Below are 16122 nucleotides of genomic sequence, written 5' to 3' on the forward strand. Positions count from 1 at the left end.
CCACGCCGGAGCACTACCGGCGGAACCCGCCCACGGCGGCTCAGCCGCGCGTGAACTTGTACGTCTTGCTGTCGGTCAGCACACAGAAGCCCGGCGAGATGACGATCACGCGCAGGGTGCCGGTACGGCGGTCGTAGTCGATGCCCTCCGTCTCGAAGTCGCCCGAGCAGGAGCTGCGCAGCGGGAGCTGGCGCAGGGCCGTGACATGGCCGGTCACGTCGGAGCTGCCCGGCTCGGCGGAGAGGTCGATCTGGAGCAGCGGCTTGGTCATGCCGAAGAGGGTGCCGGCCGGGTCGTCGGAGGAGCACAGCAGCGTCGTGGCATTGAGGAAGTCGCAGCCCTGTACGTCGCGTACGGCGTGGTCGAGCCGGATGCTGGAGGCCCAGGGGAGGTTCGCGGAGGGCGAAGTGCTCGGGTTGACGCCGGGGGTGGGGTGGACCAGCAGGCGGGTCATGGTGCCCCACTCGCCCGAGACCATCCACTGGCCGGCGGGGGCGATGGCCACGAAGGAGTTGTTCAGCGCCTCCCCGGAGCCCAGCGTGTGCACGTATTCCGCCCAGGTCCCGTTCGGCGCCTGCACGCGGAACATCTTCGCGGTGCCCGAGTCCGCCTGGTAGGGCTCGATGTAGTAGCCGTTGTAGGAGGCGTCGGGGTCGCCCACGTGGTTCCAGCCGCGGGTGGAGACCGAGAAGGGGATGGTGCCGATGCCGGTGTAGCGGTTGGCGCTGTTCGCCGGGACCTCGATGGAGGCCAGACCCTGGCTCTCGCGCAGCGGGTCGGCACGGTCAGAGCCCACCTCGGTCCAGGTGTCGGCGGCCTGCGCGGGCACCGCCGAGGACAGCACGGCTGCGGAGGCGAGGGCGACGAGGCCGGTGAGAACCGCATGACAACGTTGCCGGGCACGCAGGGCCATGGGAGCGACTCCTTGGGGGGCGGGGGCGTGTCGGCGACAGTCTGGCGGGGCCACGTGGTCATGTACAGACCAAACAAAAGAACGCCCGCTGTCTGATCGGCCACAGTCCCGTGTCCCGGTACCGGCTTCGGGGGACGACCGCCGCCGTGTTGAGGGATGGTGGAGGTGAGCGACCGAGGGGGCCCGGAGACGGTTGAACACGGTAGAACAAGGGGAGTCGGCACGGGGGAACGGCGTGCCGCGAGGATGGGCGAAGGCGGTGCGTGGCATGTCTCCAGCCGAATCACCCGTCGCCGACGGCGACGAGCCGGTGCGCGGGCCGGTGGGTCCGAGCGGGCTGCTCGACGTGCTCGGCGTGGCCTCGGTGGTGCTGGACGTCGAGGGGCGCATCGTGCTGTGGAGCCCCCAGGCCGAGGAGCTGTTCGGCTATTCGGCGCAGGAGGCGCTGGGCGAGTACGCCGCCCGGATCATGGTCCACGAACAGCACCTGGACCTGGTCGTCAAGCTGTTCGCCGACGTCATGGAGACCGGTGAGGGCTGGGCCGGAGCGTTTCCGATCCGGCGCAAGGACGGCGGCACGCGCCTGGTGGAGTTCCGCAACATGCGACTGCTGGACGACCAGGGGGACGTCTACGCCCTCGGCCTGTGCGCCGACCAGACGACGGTCCGCCGGGTGGAGCGGGACGTCGCGCTGTCGACGCGCACCATCGCGCAGGCCCCGATCGGACTCGCCGTCCTCGACACGGATCTGCGCTACGTCTCGGTCAACGCGGCGCTGGCCCAGCTCAACGGCATCCCCGCCGAGGACCACATCGGCCACACGCCGCGCGAGTTGCTGCCCGGGGTCGACGCGGACGGCATCGAGACGGCCCTGCGCCTGGTCCTGGGCACCGGCGAGCCGCTGGTCAACCAGCGCATCGTGGGCCGCACGCCCGCCGATCCGGACCGTGAGCACTTCTGGTCCGTGTCGCTGTACCGACTCGAGGACACGGCCGGCACGGTGCTCGGCGTGGCCGGGATGGCCGTGGACATCACCGAACAGCACCAGGCCGCGTTGGAGGCGGCGACGGCACGCCGCCGTCTGGATCTCATCGCCGACGCCTCCGCGCGCATCGGCACCACCCTGGAGCTGGACCGCACGGCGCGCGAGCTGGCCGAGGTCGCGGTGCCGGAGCTCGCCGACGTCGCGGCCGTCGACCTCCTGGAAGCGGTGGTGGAGGGCAGGCGCAGCAGCCTGGGTCCGGCCGAGTCGGCGGTGATCCGTGCCCTGGCCGTCCAGGCCGACCACCCCACGGAGGCGCTCGACGCCGCCGATCCGCCGGGTGAGGTCGCCCGCTACGGCCCGGACCGCCTCGTCACCGAGTGCGTGCGCACCGCGAGCCCGGTGTTGCTCGCCCGTGTCGAGGGGCAGGACCTGCCGCGTATCGCCCGCTCCCCCGAGGCCGCCGTGCAATTGGGCCGCGCGGGCGTGCACTCCTATCTCGCGGTGCCGCTGATCGCGCGGGGCGAGGTGCTCGGCGCACTCGATCTCAAACGCACCCGCAACCCGCTGCCGTTCAGCGACGACGACCTGCTGCTCGCCCGGGAACTGGCCGCCCGCGCGGCGGTGCAGATCGACAACGCCCGCTGGTACCAGAACGCCCGGGACACCGCCCTGACCCTCCAGCGCAGCCTGCTGCCCAGCCATCCCGCGGTGACCGGCGGTCTGGAGGTGGCCTCCCGCTATCAGCCGGCGGGCGCAGGCGCCGAGGTCGGCGGTGACTGGTTCGACGTGATCCCGCTGGAGGGCGGCAAGACGGCGCTCGTCGTCGGCGATGTGATGGGCAGCGGCATCGACGCCGCCACGACCATGGGCCGGCTGCGCACCGCGACGAACACGCTGGCCTCCCTGGACCTCGAACCGACACGGCTCCTGGAGCACCTCGACAAGATCACCCAGGGCCTCGACCACTCCATAGCCACCTGCGTGTACGCCGTGCACGACCCGAGGCTGCGGCAGGTCCGGATCGCCAACGCCGGCCATCTGCCGCCCGCGCGCGTCCGCCGCGGACATGCCCCGGAACTCCTCGAACTTCCCACGGGAGCGCCGCTGGGCGTCGGCGGCGTGGCCTTCTCCACGACGACCGTGGATCTCGAACCCGGCGACCAACTGGTCTTCTACACCGACGGGCTCGTCGAGACCCGTCAGCATCCGCTCGACGAACGTCTCGACGCGCTGCTGGAGCTCCTCGACGACCCCGACCGCCCGCTGGAGGAGTGCTGCGACCTTCTCCTGCGTACCTTGCACCGGCCCGACAACTCCGACGACGTGGCGCTGCTCATCGCGCGTGTGCTGCCCACGAGTTGAGGGAACCGGCCGATCGTCCCGCCGACCGCCCGGACCCTCGGCCTGACGCGGTCGGGTCCGGGGCCGTCCGGCCCCGGACCCGGTTCAGTTCCGACTCCCGTCGTCAGACGGCCTCCTGCAGTCTGTGCAGCGAGGCGACGAGCTGGTCCACCTCCCCGTAGGTGTTGTAGAGCGCGAGCGAGGCGCGTACCGCCGACTGGAGTCCGTAGTGGGCCAGAGCCGGTTGGGCACAGTGGTGGCCGGCGCGGACGGCGATCCCGTCACGGTCGAGCCGGTCTGCGACGGCGGCCGGGTCCTGCCCCGCGAGCGTGAAGGTGAGCACCGCGATCCGGTAGGGCGCCGAGCCGATCAGTTCCAGCCCGGGAACCGTGGCGAGGGCCTCGTGCGCATACGCCATGAGGTCCCCTTCGTACACCGCGACGGCCTCGCGGTCCAGGGACGTCAGCCAGTTCAGGGCGGCGAGCAGTCCGACGACTCCGCCGATGTGGCCGGTGCCGGCCTCCATGCGGTGCGGGACCGGCGCGAAGGTGGTCTCCCCGAAGGCCACGGATTCGATCATGTTGCCGCCGCCCTGCCAGGGTGCCATCCCCGCGAGGAGTTCCGGCTTCGCGTACAGGGCGCCGATACCGGTCGGCGCGAACAGTTTGTGGCCCGAGAACGCGTAGAAGTCCGCGTCCAGGTCCTGGACGTCGACCGGGAAATGAGCCACCGCCTGGGCGCCGTCCACCAGCACCTTGGCGTTGTAGCGGTGGGCGAGCGCCGTCATCTCCTTGACCGGTGGGACGGTGCCGAGGACGTTCGAGGCGTGGCTGATCGCGACGAGTCGGGTCCGCGAGGACAGCAGATCGCGATACGCGTCCTGGTCGATCTCTCCGTCGTCGGTGAGCGGGATCGGCACGAGCCGGGCGCCGGTCTGCTTGGCGACCATCTGCCAGGGCACGATGTCCGAGTGGTGCTCCAGTACCGGCACCAGGACGTCGTCGCCGGGCCCGAGGTTGGCCCGGCCCCAGCTCTGGGCGACGAGGTTGATGGCCTCAGTGGTGCCGCGCACGAAGACGATGTCGTCCGGGCCGGCTGCGCCGAGGAACTCGGCGACGGCCGCCCTGCCCGCCTCGTACGCCTCGGTGGCCTCCCGCGCCATGGTGTGGGCGCCGCGGTGGATGTTGGAGTTGGCGGCGCCGTAGTAGGCGGCGAGCGCCTCGATGACCTGGCGCGGTTTCTGGGTCGTGGCCGCGTTGTCGAGCCAGACGAGGGGACGGCCGTTGACGGGGCGGTGCAGGATCGGGAAGTCCTGCCGGATCAACTCGGCACTGAAACCGCCGGGTTGACGCACCCGCGACGACGGGTCGGCCGACTGCGCCGGCCATGCCGTGACGTCAGGAGTAGTCATGGTACTTGGACACCTCGACGTTCTGGAGCACGGCGATCGCGTCGTCCACCAGCACCGCCGTGTTGAAGTAGGCGGTCATCAGGTAGGAAGTGATCCCCTTCTGGTCCATGCCCATGTTCCGCATGGACAGCCCGGGTTCGACCTCGTCCGGCACCGCCGCCGGGCGCAGTCCCACCACGCCCTGCTCCGCCTCACCGGTCCGCATCAGCAGGATCTCGGTGGTCCCGGCCGCGTCGCCGGAGCCGTTCGGGCAGGGCACCTTGTCGGAGGGAAGGAGCGGCACCCCGCGCCAGGTCAGCAGGGGGCTGCCGAACCGGCTGTCCGTCACCGGGGGTACTCCCCGCCGCGTACATTCGCGCCCGAACGCGGCGATGGCCCGCGGGTGCGCGAGGAAGTACGCGGGCTGCTTCCACACCTTCGCGAGCAGTTCGTCGAGGTCGTCGGGGGTCGGCGCACCGGTGCGCGCCTGCACCCGCTGGCCGGCCGGCACGTTGTGCAGGAGCCCGAACTCGGGGTGGTTGAGCATCAGGTTCTCCTGCCGCTCGCGCAGGGCCTGGACGGTCAGATTGGCCTGGGTACGCGTCTGGTCCATCGGCCCGTTGTAGAGGTCGGCGACGCGGGAGTGCACCATCATCCGGGTCTGCGCGAGCGTCATGTGGTACTCGCGCGGCGCGTCCTCGTAGTCGACGTACGTGCTGGGCAGGTCGACCTCGCCCACGTGGCCGCCGCTGAGGTCGATCGGCGCCTCGGTGCCGGGTGCGGGCATGTCACCCGCCGTGTACGCGTCCACGGCACCGCGCAGTGCCTCGTCGCGGTTCATCAGGCCGGCGAGCACCGAGCGTTCGGCGCGCAGCGCGACGCCCGGGGTGAGGGCCTTCACGGCGTACGGCATCGGCTCGCCCCTGGTCCACGCCTCCAGGCCGAAGTACTGCCCGTCGCCGATGACCTGGATCAGCGCTTCGTCGCCGTACCGGCCGGTGGTCCGCTTCTCGGCGCGGCCCCGGACGATCACCCACAGGTGCTCGGCGGTGTCGCCCTCGCGGACCAGCACCTGACCGGGCTCGAAACTCATCTCCGTGAAGCCGTCGGCGAGTTGGCCGAGGAAGGCGTCATCGGCCCGGCGCAGATACGGAATCTCGCGTAAGTCGCCCGGAATCACACGAGGGCTTCCCTCGTCGGTGTGGGTGCTGATGCGGTCGTCGCCGAGGACGTAGGTGCGGCGCCGATTGACGCGGTAGACACCTGATTCCACATCGACCCAGGGAAGGGCCCGCAGCAGATAGCGCGGGGTGACTCCACGCATCTGCGGTGTCGTCTTCGTCGTGGTCGCGAGCTGCCGGGCGGCCTCGGGGCCGAGGCTGATGCGGTCGGTCGTCACAGGGGTCTCCTCTGGTCGATCGCTCCGGAGTGGACTTTCGTTCGAGCGACGCCGATCGTGCAGGCAGTAACCGCACCTCACAAGGTGCGCGGGGAGCGGCTCGGCGCGGTGCGGGCCGAAATTCGCGACCTGGAGCGGAACGAGCACGGCTCGCCCGTCGGCCCGGATCTCTGGCGCCACCAGTGGCGGGACCACGGACTTCGCTCCGAGGCGCGACGTGGACCCCACGCCCCGTGCCTGGTCAACTCCCTTGCACAGGTCTCGATTTGGCCCTGTATGGCGGCTTTTGAATTCCCAAAGCAGTGCTTATACGGGCCCATTTCGGGGCGCGGTTCGGTGAAGGGGAAAGTACCTTCACAGGAACTGATTACTGGTTCCTTATGGTTCGCATCCCACAATCACAGCAAGGCGTGGCATGGGGATGCCGGTGCCGTGACCGAGGGGAGCGAGCGATGACACACGATCAGGATCACCAACGGCGGCGGTCCGGCCGCGCCAGGGCGGTGACCGCGGCGGCCACGGTCGCCGCCCTGGCCCTCGGCGGTACGGTCGCCTACGCCGCGACCTCCTCGGGCTCCGGGGACGGCGCCTCGCCCTCGGCCTCCGGGCCGGCCTCGCCGTCACCGGGCGAGCCCGGCGGACGGCACGGGCCCGGCGCGTGGTTCGGTCTCGGCGGAGGCGGCGTGCACGGCGAATCGACTGTGCGGGATCCCGACACCGACGCATGGGTCGTACGGATCTGGCAGCGCGGCACCGTCGAGAAGGTCGACGGCGACCAGGTCACGGTGAAGAGCGAGGACGGCGCCGAGTGGACCTGGACCGTCGGCGCGGACACCACCGTGCGCCACGACGGGGACAAGGGCTCGGGCACCAGCGCCCTCGAGAAGGGCGACGACATCTTCCTCGTCGGCACACGGTCCGACGACGGCACCAGGACGGCCACCCGCGCCCTCGCGGGCGACTGGGAGGCACGGAAGAAGGAAAAGGGCAAGGACCGGGACGGGGGGCCGGGTGACTGGCGCGGCAGGTTCCCCGGGTTCCGGCACTGGGACCGGCCGGGTGCCGGCCCCTCGGACAGTCCCTCGCACAGCGACGCGACGACCTGACCGGCCGGCCCCACCCGGCCCTTCAGCGGGCGCCGCTGCGGCCGATCACGACGTTCGCGTACAGCTCCTCGGAGACGACCAGACGCGCCGACAGGCCTGTGCCGGCGAAGGCTTCCAGGGCCGTCGGCGCCTGGCGTGCGCTCGTCTCGATCAGCAGGCAGCCGCCGGGTGCAAGCCAGTGGTGCGCACCGGCGGCCACGCGTCGCAGCACGTCGAGGCCGTCCGGGCCGCCGTCGAGAGCGACAAGGGGCTCGTGGTCGCGCGCCTCGGCGGGCAGCAGACCGACCTCGTCGGTGGGTACGTACGGCACGTTCGCGGCGAGAATGCCGACACGTCCGCGAAGGCTGTCGGGGAGCGCCTCGAAGAGGTCGCCCGTGTGCACCCGCCCGTCGTAGGGGGCCACATTGCGGCGGGCGCAGCGCACCGCCGCCGGGTCGATGTCGGCGGCGTGGAGCTCGATCGGGCCGGGTGAGCCGAGCGCTGCGGCCAGCGCGGCGCCGACCGCGCCCGAGCCGCAGCACAGGTCCACCACGACGGTCGCCTCGGGTGCGGCGGCGAGGGCCTGCTCGACCAGGAACTCGGTACGGCGACGGGGTACGAAGACACCGGGTTCGACGGCTATCCGCAGACCGCGGAACTCGGCCCAGCCGACGACGAGTTCGAGGGGCAGGCCGGTGACCCGCCGGTCCACCATCGCCGCCAGTTCGTCCGGGGTGCGGGCGGCGGCCAGGATCAGCCGGGCCTCGTCCTCGGCGAAGACACAGCCGGCGGCTCTGAGCGCGGCCACGACGGCGTCGTACGGGAGCGGTGCGGGGGAAGCGGGCGAGGAGGGAGACAGAGAGGGCATGGAAGCCGAGAGCCTTTCGGAAGCCGAAGGGTGCTCTCGCGGCCGCCTAGGGGCGGTGGTCCGCGCCGATCCGAGGTGAGAGCACCCCACCTGACACAGCGGTAATGGGTCTCACCTCCCGGGTCTCCGCAAGGCCGGGACTGTCCCGGCCGGACGGCCACACTACCCCAACGATCACGACGGCGGGCCCGTCCCGGCCCCGCATGGGGAGACCCCGAGGGAACGCGTACGGTTGTACGAAGCACCTGCCGATCCCGCTCGACCCGCGGGCCGTCGCCCACGACGGCCTGGAGGCACAAGCCGTATGAACGTCACCCGAGGCTTCACCGGACGCCCACGCGTCCGCAACGAAGCGCTGCCGCCCGGCCAGTACGACGCGGGCGACGACTGGCCGGTCCTGTCCGCCGAGGTCACGCCCGACCTGACGCCGGCCGAGTGGTCGTTCCGCGTGGACGGTCTGGTCGAGGAGCCGCGCAGCTGGAACTGGGACGAGGCGCACGCGCTGCCGACGTCGGAGTACGAGGGCGACATCCACTGCGTGACGAGCTGGTCGAAGTTCGGCGTGCGGTTCGCAGGCGTGTCGCTGGACGCCTTTCTCCATGTGGTCCGGCCCCATGTGTCGGCCACACATGTGGTGGCCTATTCGCACACCGGCTACACCACCAACCTTCCGCTGGCCGACCTGACCGGCGGGCGGGCCTGGATCGCCTGGGAGTACGACGGGAAGCCGCTCGCCCCGGAGCACGGTGGTCCGGCTCGGCTGCTGGTGCCGCACCTGTACTTCTGGAAGAGCGCCAAGTGGATCGCGGGGCTGCGTGTCCTGGACCACGACGAGCCGGGGTTCTGGGAGCAGAACGGCTACCACGCCCGGGGCAACCCCTGGGAGGAGCAGCGGTACTCCGGTGACTGAGGCAGTCGACACGTACACGCCGCCGACCCGGTTCGCCGTGCCCGGCCGGATCGCCGTCGGCGAGCAGGCGGCCACGCTGTGGCAGACGGCGACCATCACCGAGATCCGCCGCGAGACCCCGCATGCCGCGACCTTCCGGCTCGCGGTGCCGCACTGGGCGGGCCATCTGCCCGGCCAGCACCTGATGCTGCGGCTGACCGCCGGGGACGGCTATGTGGCCCAGCGCCACTACTCCCTCGCGTCGGCTCCCGACGACTCCGGGCACATCGAGCTCACCCTGCACCATGTGGACGGCGGTGAGGTCTCGGGCTGGTTCCACACCGTGGCCGAGCCCGGTGACAGGGTCGAGGTACGCGGCCCGCTCAGCGGCTTCTTCGCCTGGCCCGGGGACCGGCCGGCGCTGCTGGTCGGCGCAGGGTCCGGCGTCGTACCGCTGATGTCGATGGTGCGGCACCACCGGGCGCGGGGGCTGGACGTGCCGCTGCGGCTGCTGGTGTCGGCGCGCAGCCCCGAGGAGCTCATCTACGCCCGGGAGTACGGCGCGGAGACGACGCCCGTGTTCACGCGGAGCGCGCCGGAGGGTGTGGCGGTCGGACGTATGGCCGCCGCACATGTGGCGCCACTCCTGGCCGAGCGGCCTCCGGGTGGGTGGGAGGCCTATGTGTGCGGCTCCAACGGGTTCGCGGAACATGCTTCGCGGCTGCTGGTGGCCGCGGGACAGCCTGTGGACCGCATCCGTATCGAACGCTTCGGCTGATCAGCGGCCTTTCGGGGCCATATGTGACGATATGCGTCCGGATTCGTCAGGCACGATGTCCGCCGTGTGGGGTACCTGGACGGCATGCGAAGCCGGGTGTACGGCTGGCGCCTGCGGTCGAGTCCGTTGCGGCGCAGGTCGGATGTCGTGGAAGCGTGGACGCTGGTGACCGTGGCGGTGCTGCTGCTGGTCGTCGCACCCCTGGTCGGGGTGGTGACGGCCTGGTGGGCCCATGACGACGCCCGGGCCATGGCCCGGGAACAGTGGGCCGACCGGCGTCATGTCCGGGCCGAGGTCGTCGAAAGGGTCTCGCACGCCGCTGCGCTCGTACCGGGCGGACGTCAGCCGACCGCCAGGGCCACGGTGCGCTGGACGGATCCGGAGCAGGGGCCTCGTACGGCCACGGCACGGGTCCCGGCGGGGACGCGGACGGGTGAGACGGTCGACGTCTGGCTGAACTCGCGGGATCGCAGCGTGACCCCGCCCCCGGGTACCACGGCGGTCTGGCAGAGCACCGTCACCATCGGCGTCTGCACGACGGGCGGCGCCGTCGCGGTGATCCTCTTCGGCCACACCGTCGTACGCCATGCCGCCCTGCGTCGCCGCCTCGCCGAGTGGGACCGGGAATGGGCCCGCACCGAGCCCGCGTGGACGGGCCGCCGTGCGTGAGGCGCCGTGCCCGGTCAGGACGGCTGTCCCTGCATCTCCCGCGCCACCCCGGCATGCACCCGCAACGCGTCCACCAGCCCGGGCAGCCGGGGTTCACCGCGATCGACCAGGACCCGGCCCGCGACCACGGTCGTCCAGGCCCGGGCCGGCCCGCACCGCAGCCACGCCTCCACCGGGTCGCTCAGCGCGCCGGCCAGGGCGACCTCGTGCAGGTCCCAGACGACCAGGTCGGCGCAGGCGCCGGGCCGCAGATGCCCCAGTTCGTCGTCCCGGCCCAGACAGCGCGCGGAGCCGCGGGTGGCGATGTCGAGGGCGTCGCGTGCGGTCATCGCGCCGGGGCCGCCGCGGTAGCGGCCCAGCAGCAGGGCGGCCCGGGTCTCCATCCAGAGGGAGGCGTGGTCCGTCGAGGCGGAACCGTCGCAGCCGATGCCGACGGGCAGGCCCAGTTCGCGCATCTCCGCCACGCGTGCGGTGCCGCCGCCGATGAGCATGTTGGAGCTGGGGCAGTGCGCCACGCCGACGCCGGCTGCCGCGAGGCGGCGCAGTTCGGCGTCGTTCGGGTAGATGCAGTGGGCGACCCAGCTGCGCTCGCTCATCCACCCCGTCTCCTCGAAGTACTCCACGGGACGGCAGCCGTACGTCCGAAGGCAGTACGTGTCCTCGTCGTGGTCCTCGGCGAGGTGGGTGTGCAGCCGTACGTCGTGTCGCTCGGCGAGTTCGGCCGTCGCGGTCATCAGCGACCTGGTGACCGAGAAGGGTGAGCAGGGCGCGAGCGCGACCCGGACCAGCGCGCCCGGCTCGGGGTCGTGATACGCCCTGATCAGCCGCTCGCTGTCGGCCAGGACCTCGTCCTCCGTCTGTGTGACGCAGCGCGGCGGCAGTCCCCCGTCCTCGACGGAGCGGGTCATCGAGCCGCGGGTGGCGTGGAAGCGGAAGGCGATGTCGCGGGCGGCACGGATCTCGGCGTCGACGAGGCGGGGGCGGGGGTGGACGTAGAGGTGGTCGGAGGACGTGGTGCAGCCGCCCATGAGGAGTTCGGCCATTCCGACGTAGGCCGAAACGTATGCGGCCTCCTCGTCCAGACGGGCCCAGATCGGGTAGAGGGTGGTGAGCCAGTCGAACAGCGAGCCGTTCACGGCGGGCGCGTAGGAGCGGGTGAGGTTCTGGTAGAGGTGATGGTGCGTGTTGATCAGGCCCGGGGTGACGAGCCGTCCGGACGCCGAGACGGTCGTGCAGGCCTCGGGTTCGCTCCCGGCGGGGCCGACACCGGTCACCCGACCATCGGTGACGGCCAGCCAGCCGCCGGGGATTTCCCACCCTGCGTCGACGACGAGCAGTTCGGCATCCCTGACCAGCAGATCCACGACCTTGGCCGAAGGATCGACGGCACACGTCATGGCGCCATGGTAGGCGCAGGGCACGGCTGAGATCTGGCGAGTCCTTTGATCATCCACGTACGGTGTGATCATCCGCAGTCACTCTTCGCAAAGGCGGTCCGTCATGGCCCTGTTCGACCTTCCGCTCGACGAACTGCGCGAGTACCGCAGCGAGTCCGTCGAGCCCGAGGACTTCGACTCGTTCTGGTCCAAGACGCTCCAGGAGGCGCGCGAGCACGACCTGGACGCGCGGTTCGAGCCGGTCGACACAGGGCTGAGCACCGTACAGGTGTACGACGTGACATTCGCCGGGTTCGGCGGTCACCCGGTGAAGGGCTGGCTGCGACTGCCGGCCGGGGCGAGGGAGCCGTTGCCGCTGGTCGTGGAGTTCATCGGGTACGGCGGCGGGCGCGGTCTGCCGCACGAGAACCTGCTGTGGGCCTCCACGGGCCGGGCGCACTTCATGATGGACACACGCGGTCAGGGCAGCGCGTGGGGCGCCGGCGGCGGGACTGCGGACCCGGTGGGCGCCGCGCCCGCGTATCCCGGGTTCATGACGCGGGGCATCGACGCGCCCGAGAACTACTACTACCGCCGGGTGCTGACCGACGCGGTACGTGCCGTCGAGGCCGCCCGCTCCCATCCCCTCACCGACGCCGGCCGCACGGTCGCGCTGGGCGCGAGCCAGGGCGGCGGCATCACGATCGCGGTCGGCGGCCTGGTCCCGGACCTGGTGGCGGTCGCACCGGACGTGCCGTTCCTGTGCGACTTCCCGCGGGCGGCGACCCTCACCGACCGCCACCCGTACCGTGAGATCGGCCTCTACCTCAAGACGCACCGGGGCCGCACCGAGGAGGCCCTGCGCACCCTGTCGTACTTCGACGGCGTCCATTTCGCGGCGCGCGGCCGGGCGCCCGCGTTCTTCTCGGCGGCCCTTGAGGACCAGACCTGCCCGCCCTCCACCGTCTTCGCGGCGTTCAACGCCTGGACCCACGACGAGAAGGCCATCGAGGTGTACGACTTCAACGACCACGAGGGCGGCGGCCCGTTCCACGAGGCGGCCAAGCTGGACTGGCTGCGTTCGCACGCCTGAGGGCGCGGCATGGACACCCGTGAGGCCGCGGAGCGGTTCGTGCGCGTCTGGCAGCTCGCCTGGTCCGGGCACGACGTGGACGCGCTGCTGGAGCTGTACGCCGAGGACTGCGTCCACCGCTCGATGCCGTTCCGGGAGCCGCATCGGGGACGCGCCGGACTGGCCGAGTATCTGCGTTGGTCGTTCGCGGCCGAGCGGGTCACGGACGTGCGCTTCTCCGCCCCTGTCGTCGGGGTGGACGGCGTGGCCGTGGCCGAGTTCCGGGTCCTCACCGAGGAGGAGGGCGCGCCGGTCACCCTGGCCGGCTGTGTCTTCGCGCGTTTCGACGCCGCGGGGTCGGCAGTGGAGACCCGCGACTACTGGCACACGGCCGAGGGGCACCGGGAGCCGGAGGGCGCGCTGTTCTTCCGGACAGGGTGAGGGTGATCCGGGCGAGGCGGCTTGGCCGGTGCGCGCACCTTCCCCCCAGTCCGACCAGTCGGTACGTTCGGGGAGCCCGGCCGCGCTGCCGTGGCCCGGGGTTCCGGCGGACGACAAACGGACGACAAGGGGTGGGGCCGATGGCGGAGCACGAGGCACAGGTGCAGGGACAGTGCGATCCTCGGTTCGCGGCGGTGCGGGACGCGTTCGAGGCGAACTTCCGGGAGCGCGAGGAGCTGGGCGCCGCGGTCACCGTGACCGTCGACGGCCGGACGGTGGTGGACCTGTGGGGCGGGTGGGCCGACGCCGAGCGCAGCCGTCCCTGGGAGCGCGACACGCTGGTCAATGTGTGGTCGACGACCAAGGGGCCGACGGCACTGTGCGCGCACATCCTCGCCGACCGGGGCCTCATCGACCTCGACGCACCCGTGGCCACGTACTGGCCGGAGTTCGCCGCCGCCGGCAAGGAGCGGGTCCTCGTCCGGCATCTGCTGTCGCATCGCGCCGGTCTGTCCGGGCTGCGGGAGCCGCACTCGTTCGAGCAGCTCTGCGACTGGGAGCTGACGACGCAGCGGCTCGCGGCGATGGAGCCGTGGTGGACGCCGGGGACCGCCTCCGGGTACCACGCCTTCACCTACGGCTCCCTGGTCGGGGAGGTCGTGCGGCGGGTGTCCGGGCTGCTGCCGGGGGCCTTCCTGGAGCGGGAGGTGACGGGGCCGCTCGGGATCGACTTCACGATCGGGCTGCCCGACAAGGAGTCCGGGCGGGCGGCCGAGCTGGTGCAGCCGCCGGTCGAGCGGACCAGTGAACAGGCGGCGATCTTCAGCCAGTTGGCGCCCGCCGCGCTGGCCGCGCTGACCAACCCGATCCTGGGACCAGCTCAGGCCAACTCTCCCGAGTGGCGGGCCGCCGAGATCCCCGCCGCGAACGGACACGGCACCGCGCGGGCGGTGGCGGCGCTGTACGGGATCTTCGCGGGGCGCGGGACCTTCGACGGCCATCGCGTCCTGTCCCCCGAGTCGGCCGAGCGGGTACGCGAGGGGCAGGGCAGGTGCCGCGACCTCGTGCTGGGCGCCGGGTTCGCGCACGAGACCGAGATCGGACTCGGCCTGTGGCTGAGCGGTCCGAACGGTTCGTACGGTCCCAACCCGCGGGCTTTCGGACACGACGGCTTCGGTGGCTCATGCGGTCTCGCGGACCCGGAGGCGGGGGTGTCGCTGGGGTACACGATGAACCGTATGGGGCCTCATATCGCGGACGACCCGCGGAAGATGGCGCTGATCGACGCCCTGTACAGCGCCCTTTGACGGGCTCCGCGCGCGGGCCGTTTCGGCCGAAGTGGGAAACCACCCTTCCCTGCTGGTTTAGACCACTGCTTAGATCTGGTGACGCAAGGAGCCCGCTCGGCTACAACACGTCACCAACAGGAGGCGCGGCATGGCCCGCACCACCCCGCACGACCGTCCGCTCACCGAAGCACCGCTGTACTGGAAGATCGCCACCCAGCTCCTGGGCGAGCTGCGCGACGGGACGATCCCGCCCGGCGAACGGCTGCCGGGGGAACGGCATCTGGCGGACCATTTCGGGGTCAGCAGGGAGACAGTCCGGCAGGCGCTGGAGGTGCTGCGCCGCAGCGGTCTGGTGGCCACGGACCGGCGGGGCAGCCATGCCACGCTGCCGGGCCTGCCGGTCGAGACGGCCGCCTCGCTCACGTTCCCGGTCGGCGCGCGGATCACGGGCCCGGGCGCCGTCGACCGCGCCACCGTCGCCTGGGAGACGCCCTCGCCGGAGCACGCCGAGGCCCTCGGTCTGGCCCCGCACTGCCAGACGCTGGTGCACCGCTACGAGTCCGCGGGCGCCGACGGCCGCGGGCGGCGTACGGCCGTGACGTCGTTCTCCGCGGTGGCGCTGGCCGAGGTGGCGGAACTGGCCCGTTATCGCGACCGCACCGACGCCTCCGGTTCGGCCCAACTGCGCCGCGCCTACGACTGGATGCGCCGGGCGGGCCTCTCGCTGCACCACCGGGACGCGATCACCCGGCTGCCGGGAGCGTCCACGGTGCGCGTCACCCGGTGGGTCCACGACCAGTACGCCCGCCCTCTGGAGATCACGGACCTCGTCGTGGACGCCCAACAGGACGCCCTGGTCTACGAGTTCACGCTGCCCGCGGCCATGGCTTCGTCAGTCTGACTCCGGCCGGCGCGCCACGACCATCCGCACCCGTGGGCTCCCGTCCCTCCGCCGCCCGAACTCGGGCAGGGTCCGCAGCTCCACCTCGAACCCGGCACGGGCCAGTTCGGCGCGCACCTCCCCGAGCCGGAAAGCCCGGTAGTACATGACGAACGGCGGCCGCCACACGGCGTTGCGCACCCGCATCACCGCGTCGAAGCCCAGCAGCATCCAGTAGGCGACCGACACGGGACGGGGCGGCGCCACGACCGGGAAGACGAAGCGGCCGCCCGGTCGCAGGACGGAGTGGACCTGAGCGAACACGCCCGGGAGCTCACGGGGCAGGAAGTGTCCGAACGCGCCGAAGCTCACCACCAGGTCGAAGGCGGGGGCGAAGGGCAGGGCACGGGCGTCCGCACGGACCCAGTCGATGCGCGGCCGCGAGACCCGCGCCTCCCGCCGGGCCACGTCGAGCATGCCCGCGCTGAAGTCGACGCCGGTGACGCTGCGCCGGCACACCTCGGCCAGCACCTCCACACCGGCTCCTGTCCCGCAGCACAGGTCGAGACCGTCGTCGTACGGGCCGGTCCCCGCGAGAGCCGCCGCGACGGCGTCGAGCACCGAGTCCGGCGTACGGAACGGCGTGTGGTCGAACTTCGGGGCGAGCAGGTCGTATCCGCGCTCGACGGACGACAGGGCCTGGACGGTGAGCTCGCGCAGGGAGGGGCCTTCGGGGCTGAACATCGG

15 protein-coding genes are annotated in these 16122 nt (G+C 71.8%); 9 read left to right on the forward strand and 6 right to left on the reverse strand.

What is annotated here, in order from left to right:
* Positions 1 to 40: 40 nt before the first annotated feature.
* Positions 41 to 913 (reverse strand): hypothetical protein, encoded by an 873-nt coding sequence (locus ACFPQ9_RS32895; protein WP_380861646.1) that lies wholly within the window; start codon positions 911 to 913, stop codon positions 41 to 43.
* 268 nt (positions 914 to 1181) lie between these two features.
* Here ACFPQ9_RS32895 and ACFPQ9_RS32900 point away from each other — a divergent pair, with 268 nt between their 5' ends.
* A complete protein-coding gene (locus ACFPQ9_RS32900) occupies positions 1182 to 3260 on the forward strand; it encodes a SpoIIE family protein phosphatase (RefSeq protein ID WP_380861648.1) in 2079 nt (692 codons plus the stop codon).
* A 103-nt stretch (positions 3261 to 3363) separates the two neighbouring features.
* On the opposite strand, the gene ACFPQ9_RS32905 is transcribed toward ACFPQ9_RS32900, so the two are convergent.
* Together ACFPQ9_RS32905 and ACFPQ9_RS32910 are read right to left on the reverse strand one after the other, a co-directional pair.
* On the reverse strand, positions 3364 to 4650 hold the full coding sequence (locus ACFPQ9_RS32905; RefSeq protein ID WP_380861650.1) for a SufS family cysteine desulfurase: 1287 nt from the start codon (positions 4648 to 4650) through the stop codon (positions 3364 to 3366).
* On the reverse strand, positions 4637 to 6028 hold the full coding sequence (locus ACFPQ9_RS32910) for a family 2B encapsulin nanocompartment shell protein (protein ID WP_380861652.1): 1392 nt from the start codon (positions 6026 to 6028) through the stop codon (positions 4637 to 4639). Before ACFPQ9_RS32910 ends, ACFPQ9_RS32905 begins: the two co-directional genes overlap by 14 nt.
* A gap of 452 nt (positions 6029 to 6480) precedes the next feature.
* On the opposite strand from ACFPQ9_RS32910, the gene ACFPQ9_RS32915 reads away from it, so the two are divergent.
* Complete coding sequence (locus ACFPQ9_RS32915; RefSeq protein WP_380861654.1) at positions 6481 to 7134, forward strand: hypothetical protein; 654 nt, start codon at positions 6481 to 6483, stop codon at positions 7132 to 7134.
* 22 nt (positions 7135 to 7156) lie between these two features.
* Here ACFPQ9_RS32915 and ACFPQ9_RS32920 read toward each other — a convergent pair whose 3' ends face one another.
* On the reverse strand, positions 7157 to 7981 hold the full coding sequence (locus ACFPQ9_RS32920) for a putative protein N(5)-glutamine methyltransferase (RefSeq protein WP_380861656.1): 825 nt from the start codon (positions 7979 to 7981) through the stop codon (positions 7157 to 7159).
* 304 nt (positions 7982 to 8285) lie between these two features.
* Here ACFPQ9_RS32920 and ACFPQ9_RS32925 point away from each other — a divergent pair, with 304 nt between their 5' ends.
* The 3 genes from ACFPQ9_RS32925 to ACFPQ9_RS32935 all read left to right on the forward strand — a co-directional run bounded on the left by ACFPQ9_RS32925 (position 8286) and on the right by ACFPQ9_RS32935 (position 10317).
* A complete protein-coding gene (locus ACFPQ9_RS32925) occupies positions 8286 to 8891 on the forward strand; it encodes a sulfite oxidase-like oxidoreductase (protein WP_380861658.1) in 606 nt (201 codons plus the stop codon).
* Positions 8884 to 9648: a ferredoxin reductase gene (locus ACFPQ9_RS32930; protein WP_380861660.1), complete on the forward strand. Its 765-nt coding sequence runs from the start codon at positions 8884 to 8886 to the stop codon at positions 9646 to 9648. Before ACFPQ9_RS32925 ends, ACFPQ9_RS32930 begins: the two co-directional genes overlap by 8 nt.
* An 84-nt stretch (positions 9649 to 9732) precedes the next feature.
* Complete coding sequence (locus ACFPQ9_RS32935) at positions 9733 to 10317, forward strand: Rv1733c family protein (protein WP_380861662.1); 585 nt, start codon at positions 9733 to 9735, stop codon at positions 10315 to 10317.
* Between the two features lie 14 nt (positions 10318 to 10331).
* Here the strand turns inward: ACFPQ9_RS32935 and ACFPQ9_RS32940 are convergent, their stop codons facing one another.
* A complete protein-coding gene (locus ACFPQ9_RS32940) occupies positions 10332 to 11714 on the reverse strand; it encodes an 8-oxoguanine deaminase (RefSeq protein ID WP_380861664.1) in 1383 nt (460 codons plus the stop codon).
* 103 nt (positions 11715 to 11817) lie between these two features.
* Between ACFPQ9_RS32940 and ACFPQ9_RS32945 the strand changes: the two genes are divergently transcribed.
* The 4 genes from ACFPQ9_RS32945 to ACFPQ9_RS32960 all read left to right on the forward strand — a co-directional run bounded on the left by ACFPQ9_RS32945 (position 11818) and on the right by ACFPQ9_RS32960 (position 15396).
* On the forward strand, positions 11818 to 12786 hold the full coding sequence (locus ACFPQ9_RS32945; protein ID WP_380861666.1) for an acetylxylan esterase: 969 nt from the start codon (positions 11818 to 11820) through the stop codon (positions 12784 to 12786).
* 9 nt (positions 12787 to 12795) lie between these two features.
* Positions 12796 to 13206, forward strand: coding sequence for a nuclear transport factor 2 family protein (locus ACFPQ9_RS32950; protein ID WP_380861668.1), 411 nt, complete (start codon positions 12796 to 12798; stop codon positions 13204 to 13206).
* A 140-nt stretch (positions 13207 to 13346) separates the two neighbouring features.
* Positions 13347 to 14513 carry a serine hydrolase domain-containing protein gene (locus tag ACFPQ9_RS32955; RefSeq protein WP_380861670.1) on the forward strand — a complete coding sequence of 389 codons (1167 nt, stop codon included), beginning with the start codon at positions 13347 to 13349 and terminating at the stop codon, positions 14511 to 14513.
* Between the two features lie 130 nt (positions 14514 to 14643).
* Complete coding sequence (locus ACFPQ9_RS32960; protein ID WP_380861672.1) at positions 14644 to 15396, forward strand: GntR family transcriptional regulator; 753 nt, start codon at positions 14644 to 14646, stop codon at positions 15394 to 15396.
* Here the strand turns inward: ACFPQ9_RS32960 and ACFPQ9_RS32965 are convergent.
* Positions 15388 to 16119, reverse strand: coding sequence for a class I SAM-dependent methyltransferase (locus tag ACFPQ9_RS32965; RefSeq protein ID WP_380861674.1), 732 nt, complete (start codon positions 16117 to 16119; stop codon positions 15388 to 15390). The two genes, ACFPQ9_RS32960 and ACFPQ9_RS32965, sit on opposite strands and share 9 nt — an antisense overlap.
* Between the last annotated feature and the right edge of the window lie 3 nt (positions 16120 to 16122).

Origin of the sequence: Streptomyces coerulescens (assembly GCF_042657965.1) — a bacterium.
Lineage (GTDB): Bacteria > Actinomycetota > Actinomycetes > Streptomycetales > Streptomycetaceae > Streptomyces > Streptomyces coerulescens.

Bases quoted from the DNA above. Each gene is read 5' to 3' on its own strand.
- ACFPQ9_RS32940 (WP_380861664.1), bottom strand. From the start codon at position 11,714: ATGACGTGTGCCGTCGATCCTTCGGCCAAGGTCGTGGATCTGCTGGTC.
- ACFPQ9_RS32960 (WP_380861672.1), top strand. From the start codon at position 14,644: ATGGCCCGCACCACCCCGCACGACCGTCCGCTCACCGAAGCACCGCTG.
- ACFPQ9_RS32935 (WP_380861662.1), top strand. From the start codon at position 9,733: ATGCGAAGCCGGGTGTACGGCTGGCGCCTGCGGTCGAGTCCGTTGCGG.
- ACFPQ9_RS32905 (WP_380861650.1), bottom strand. From the start codon at position 4,650: ATGACTACTCCTGACGTCACGGCATGGCCGGCGCAGTCGGCCGACCCG.
- ACFPQ9_RS32895 (WP_380861646.1), bottom strand. From the start codon at position 913: ATGGCCCTGCGTGCCCGGCAACGTTGTCATGCGGTTCTCACCGGCCTC.
- ACFPQ9_RS32945 (WP_380861666.1), top strand. From the start codon at position 11,818: ATGGCCCTGTTCGACCTTCCGCTCGACGAACTGCGCGAGTACCGCAGC.
- ACFPQ9_RS32965 (WP_380861674.1), bottom strand. From the start codon at position 16,119: ATGTTCAGCCCCGAAGGCCCCTCCCTGCGCGAGCTCACCGTCCAGGCC.
- ACFPQ9_RS32900 (WP_380861648.1), top strand. From the start codon at position 1,182: ATGTCTCCAGCCGAATCACCCGTCGCCGACGGCGACGAGCCGGTGCGC.
- ACFPQ9_RS32955 (WP_380861670.1), top strand. From the start codon at position 13,347: ATGGCGGAGCACGAGGCACAGGTGCAGGGACAGTGCGATCCTCGGTTC.
- ACFPQ9_RS32925 (WP_380861658.1), top strand. From the start codon at position 8,286: ATGAACGTCACCCGAGGCTTCACCGGACGCCCACGCGTCCGCAACGAA.
- ACFPQ9_RS32920 (WP_380861656.1), bottom strand. From the start codon at position 7,981: ATGCCCTCTCTGTCTCCCTCCTCGCCCGCTTCCCCCGCACCGCTCCCG.
- ACFPQ9_RS32950 (WP_380861668.1), top strand. From the start codon at position 12,796: ATGGACACCCGTGAGGCCGCGGAGCGGTTCGTGCGCGTCTGGCAGCTC.
- ACFPQ9_RS32915 (WP_380861654.1), top strand. From the start codon at position 6,481: ATGACACACGATCAGGATCACCAACGGCGGCGGTCCGGCCGCGCCAGG.